This is a genomic window from Salinivibrio sp. MA427 (assembly GCF_001996115.1).
GTDB classification, from domain to species: Bacteria; Pseudomonadota; Gammaproteobacteria; order Enterobacterales; family Vibrionaceae; genus Salinivibrio; species Salinivibrio costicola.
Genome location: NZ_MUFH01000191.1, coordinates 1 through 5,078, shown reverse-complemented (window position 1 = coordinate 5,078; position 5,078 = coordinate 1). Strand labels below are relative to the sequence as shown.

Here is a 5,078-nt window from a genome sequence, read left to right as displayed (position 1 = left end):
GTCTAAGTAAGCTTGAAGTGCTTCTTGGTTGTCCAAGAGCTCCGCTGGATCAAAAGTATGTAATGGAGGTTTGGGCGTTGTCGTCATAACGGGCTGTCTCCATGCGAATGGATCAATTGGGTCACTGATGACAGTGTAGCTTGGCCCTAGATAATTTTCTGCTCGGGAATGCTTTGGCTACGTTCACGCCTTGCTTCTTTAAAAAGCAGAGTGAAAACTATTACGTTTAGTACGAGGTCATAAGAAAATGGTGACATTAAGTCGCTTGGGTTTTGCTCTGAGTATTTAAGATACGGGTATAAGTAAGAGGTGAGTGTGATCAATACTGAGAAAACGGCGAGAAAAAGCAATTGCTTTCGAGTGAATAACGAAACCCCTTTGTAAATAGAAAACAAAGCAATTAACACAAAATAGCTAATAAACGTACCCGCGGAGTTTATCCCCTTTTCAATAAAGTCACCAATGTACTGATAGCCGCTTGCAATTGATAGCGCTAAGATAACCACGTAAAAAGTGATGACTGAAAGGTACTTATCTGACTTCACAGTGTGTCCTCATTAACTTGATTGCCGCCAGAATACACGCTTAATGCCTGCCTATTAATAATGGTTTGATCTTTTTTTGAATGAGTTTCACGCAATGATTAAGTAGTGAGCCCGCTATTCACGTCCACCAAGCCCCTCGATACTCCCTACAATGTCTCTTTGTGCGTCTTTTATGTCGCCTAGTGTCAAGTTATGACGCTGTATTCCCGACACACTGTGGCCAGTTTAATCAAGCGACAAGAGGCCGAACATGAATCGCAGCGTCATTCTTACCTGCGCCGTTACCGGTGCGGGCGATACCACGGGCAAAAACCCCAATGTGCCAATCACGCCAAAACAGATTGCCGACAACTGTATTGAGGCGGCGCGTGCTGGTGCCAGTGTCGCTCATATTCACGTGCGTGACCCTGAAACGGGCGGCATTAGCCACAACATTGATCACTTCCGTGAGGTGATGGAGCGCGTTCGCGAATCAGACGTCGATATTGTCATGAACATCACCGGCGGTGGCGGCGGTGATTGGGTGCCGGACGCTCAAGACCCAAGCCGTGGTGGCCCGGGCTCTGATATGCAAACCCCAGCCGAGCGTCATGCGCCAGTGGGCGAGCTATTGCCTGAGCTATGTACCCTAGATTGCGGCAGCCTAAATTTTGGCGACATGGTGTACATCAACACCGCTGACTGGCTGCGTGAGCAAGCGCGTATGGTGCAGGCCGCGGGCGTGAAAGCAGAGCTGGAGTGCTTTGACTTAGGCCACGTTTGGTTTGCCCGCCAGCTACAAAAAGAAGGTTTGCTCGAGGGCGATCCGTTGTTTCAGCTTTGCTTAGGCATTCCTTGGGGCGCGGAAGCGGACACCGAAACCATGTTGGCCATGCGCAATAAGCTGCCTGAAAACGCCAACTGGGCGGCGTTTGGAGTTGGTCGCCATCAGATGCCGATGGTGGCGCAAGCCATGTTGCTGGGTGGCCATGCGCGCGTGGGCTTGGAAGATAACCTCTACTTAGAAAAAGGGGTGATGGCGACCAACGGCGGATTGGTAGAAAAGGCGAGCACCATTATTGAAAACCTTGGCGGTCGTATTATGACACCCGCACAAACGCGCGCCGCGTTGAAACTGGTTGACCCTAAAACCGGAAAACCGGTTGAAGGAGGTGAGCAATGAGCAAGCAGTTAGCGGTTATCGGCACCGGTGTGATTGGTAATGGCTGGATTGCGCGCGCTTTGGCGCAAGGTTGGGACGTGGTTGCCTATGATCCTGACCCACAAGCGCCCACTCGCACCCGTGCCTTTGTAGCCAATGCCTGGCCATCGTTAGAAAAGCTGGGCCTTGCCGTCGGTGCGGACCCTGCTCGGTTAACCTTTGTTGATAGCCTTGAGCAGGCGGTGAAAGAGGCCGATCTAGTTCAAGAGAACGTGCCGGAGCGCATTGATATAAAGCGTGAGACCTTGGCGGCAATTGATGCGGCCGCGGCGCCAAACGCGATTATTGGCTCATCGACCTCTGGTTTTAAACCCACCGAGCTGCAGACGGATTGCCATAACCACCCAGGGCGGGTGATGGTGGCGCATCCATTCAATCCGGTGTATTTATTGCCGTTGGTTGAATTAGTGGGCGGCGAAGCCACTCAATCGGATCATATTGACTGCGCCCATGCACTTTACCAAGCACTAGCAATGCGTCCCTTGGTGGTTAAGCGTGAAATCGAGGGGCATATTGCAGACCGCTTGATGGAAGCGCTGTGGCGTGAAGCCTTGCACCTGGTGAACGATGGGGTGGCCACCACCGAAGAGATTGATGCGGCAGTGGTTTACGGCTGTGGCCTGCGCTGGTCACTGATGGGCACCTTCTTAACTTTCCACCTGGCCGGTGGCGAGCAGGGCATGCGCCATATGCTAGAGCAGTTCGGCCCGGCGCTAAAACTGCCGTGGACCAAACTTGAAGCGCCTGAGCTGACCGATGAGCTGATTGATAAAGTGGTGGAAGGCTGTGAACACCAAGCCGCGGGTCGTCCCGTCTCTGAGCTAGACCGTCGCCGTGACGCGTTTTTGGTCGAACTTTTAGACTTGGCGCAGAAGTATTGGCCAGAGGCTGAAGGCTTGGAAGGGCGCATCTAATGGCACTATTAACGATAGACGTCGCGCCAGAATGGGTCGATTATAACGGGCACATGAACGATGCCGAGTACGCGCGCGTGTTCTCGCTGGGTGTCGATGCGCTCATGGCCACTATTGGCTTGGATGACGCCGGCCGCACCCAGCATCGCTATACCATTTATACCCTAGAAACCCATTTGTGTTACCGACGTGAGGCGCATCAAGGCCAGACCTTGGTGGTCGACGTGACCGTGTTAGCGCGTGATCAAAAGCGCCTGCACGTGTTTATGCAAATGTGTGATAGCCAAGGTGAGGTGCTGGCCACCAGCGAGCAGATGCTGATGGGCATCGATACGCAAACCGGYCGTCCCGCGCCTTTTCCAGATGTTGTGGCCAATCTCATCGAGACACTGCCTTGCGCGGTTGAGAGTGATTGGCCCGAGAGTGCCGGCCGWCGTATCGGGTTACCCAAGCGGTATTGAACGACGCTGCCATCGGGTGCTAAAGAGTTATCAAGTCCCGCTCAGTAGAGGCTGAGCGGTTAACGGGATCGCCGGCCCGACTTCCGGCTCAAGGAGGATTTATTATCGCTACGCCAACCCCACCACACTCACCCAAGCGTCGTGACAGCCACCAGGCTGAAACATCGACCGATTATACCGTCACCGAGCTTGCTCAGGATGGCTTCTTCCAAGGCATGCATCGTGGCATGACCATTTGCTCTGCACTGCTGGTGCTGGCTTTTGTGCTGTTTACCGGCTTTCAATCGGAGACGGCCAGCGTCCTGTTTGGTGCGACGCGCACCTGGATTGAAAGCACCTTTAGTGGCTACTACCTGGTCACTGTGATGCTGTTATTGACCGTGTGCGGTTTTATCGTTTTCAGCAAGTACGGCAATGTGCGCCTCGGCCCTGACGACAGCCGTCCGGAGTTTAGCAACTTCTCTTGGTTCTCGATGCTGTTCTCTGCTGGCATCGGTATTGGCATCCTGTTTTTTGGGGTGGCCGAACCCATTTTTTACCTCGATAACACCGGCGGATTTGGTTATCCCAACAATCCCCACGCCGATATGGCAGGCGCGGCCGCCATTGGTTACGAGCGTGCCATCGATGCGCTGCGGGTCACCGTGTTCCACTGGGGGCTGCATGGTTGGGCTATCTACGTGATTGTCGGCATGTCGCTGGCGTATTTTGCCTACCGTAAGCAACTGCCACTGGCGCTGCGCTCGGCGCTTTACCCTTTCATTGGCGAGCGCATTTACGGCGCTTGGGGGCATCTTTTCGATATCCTCGGTGTACTGGGTTGCGTGTTCGGCGTCGCGACCTCACTCGGTCTCGGCGTCAGTCAAATGGCGGTGGGGCTGGAGCGCCTGATCGGTATCACTTCCGGTTTGTCGACGCAGTTGATCTTGATTGCAGTGATTTCGGCGATCTCGATTGTGTCGGCGGTATCCGGGGTGCGCCGTGGGATCCGTATTATCTCCCAGATGAACATTTGGGTGTCGGTGCTGGTAGTCGGTATCTTTTTCATTGGCGGCCCCACACTTTGGCTGATCAGCGCGTTCGGCGAAACCTTGCTCGATTATGCAATTAACTTTATTCCGATGGGGCTGTGGTTTGCTGATGAGCCGGGCACGGTGGAGTGGCAGCAGGCCTGGACCATTTTCTATTGGGGCTGGTGGCTGGCTTGGGCGCCGTTCGTGGGTCTGTTTATCGCGCGTATTTCCAAAGGGCGCACCCTGCGTGAGTTTGTGTTAGGGGTCTTATTTGTGCCCACCTTACTGATCTTTGTCTGGCTGGTTATCTTCGGTGGCAATGCCATCTACCAAGAGCTGTATGCCAGTGGTGGCGTCGGCAGTGCTGGGATTATCGATTTGGTGAACGCTTGGGAGCTTCCCGCCGCATTATTTGCCGCAGCGGATGGGATCGTAGGTTCTGGGATGTTCGGCTGGATACTCTCAGCCCTGATGGTGTTCTTGTTGATGAGCTGGTTTGTGACCTCGTCTGATTCAGGCACCTTAGTGCTGACGACGATTTTGTCACTGGGTGATGAAGAGCCACCGAAGCGTTTCCGGGTGCTTTGGGGCGTGGTGATTGGCTTAGTCGCTGCAACGCTGCTGATGGCCGGCGGCCTTAAAGCGCTACAAACAGCATTGATCGCCGCGGCCTTGCCACTGAGCGTGGTGATCCTGGTGATGACCGCCGGAGTGCTGATCTCACTGTTTGGTGAATCGCGCCGCTCGCTCGTCGCGGCTAAAAAAAGCTAGCTGCCAAAAAAAGCTAGCTGCCAAAAATAGCTGGCCGTGAAAAAATAGCGGTTTAAGGTGTCGCACCAAGACGCGCTAAACGCGAGACAAGCTGCTCATTCCGTTGCCGATTAAGGTGGTGGGGTGAGCGGCTTTTTTATCTATCTTATTTTTCTTCTTTTACTGGCTTTGGG

Annotated in this window: 5 protein-coding genes; 4 read left to right on the top strand and 1 reads right to left on the bottom strand. The window is 53.9% G+C overall.

The window, feature by feature from the left end; all coding sequences use genetic code 11:
• Positions 1-146 precede the first annotated feature (146 nt).
• The gene (locus tag BZG79_RS11390; protein ID WP_077774443.1) at positions 147-545 is read right to left on the bottom strand and encodes a hypothetical protein; all 399 of its coding nucleotides are present in this window, start codon (positions 543-545) and stop codon (positions 147-149) included.
• A 250-nt stretch (positions 546-795) separates the two neighbouring features.
• On the opposite strand from BZG79_RS11390, the gene BZG79_RS11385 reads away from it, so the two are divergent.
• The 4 genes from BZG79_RS11385 (at position 796) to BZG79_RS11370 (ending at position 4,905) form a co-directional block, all read left to right on the top strand.
• Positions 796-1,707, top strand: a complete 912-nt coding sequence (locus BZG79_RS11385) for a 3-keto-5-aminohexanoate cleavage protein (protein ID WP_077774442.1) — start codon at positions 796-798, stop codon at positions 1,705-1,707.
• Positions 1,704-2,660, top strand: coding sequence for an L-carnitine dehydrogenase (locus BZG79_RS11380; RefSeq protein WP_077774441.1), 957 nt, complete (start codon positions 1,704-1,706; stop codon positions 2,658-2,660). Before BZG79_RS11385 ends, BZG79_RS11380 begins: the two co-directional genes overlap by 4 nt.
• The gene (locus BZG79_RS11375) at positions 2,660-3,121 is read left to right on the top strand and encodes a thioesterase family protein (protein WP_077575905.1); all 462 of its coding nucleotides are present in this window, start codon (positions 2,660-2,662) and stop codon (positions 3,119-3,121) included. Before BZG79_RS11380 ends, BZG79_RS11375 begins: the two co-directional genes overlap by 1 nt.
• A gap of 227 nt (positions 3,122-3,348) precedes the next feature.
• Entirely contained in the window at positions 3,349-4,905 is a 1,557-nt protein-coding gene (locus BZG79_RS11370) for a BCCT family transporter (protein WP_198532293.1), read from the top strand.
• The last annotated feature ends 173 nt before the right edge of the window (positions 4,906-5,078 follow it).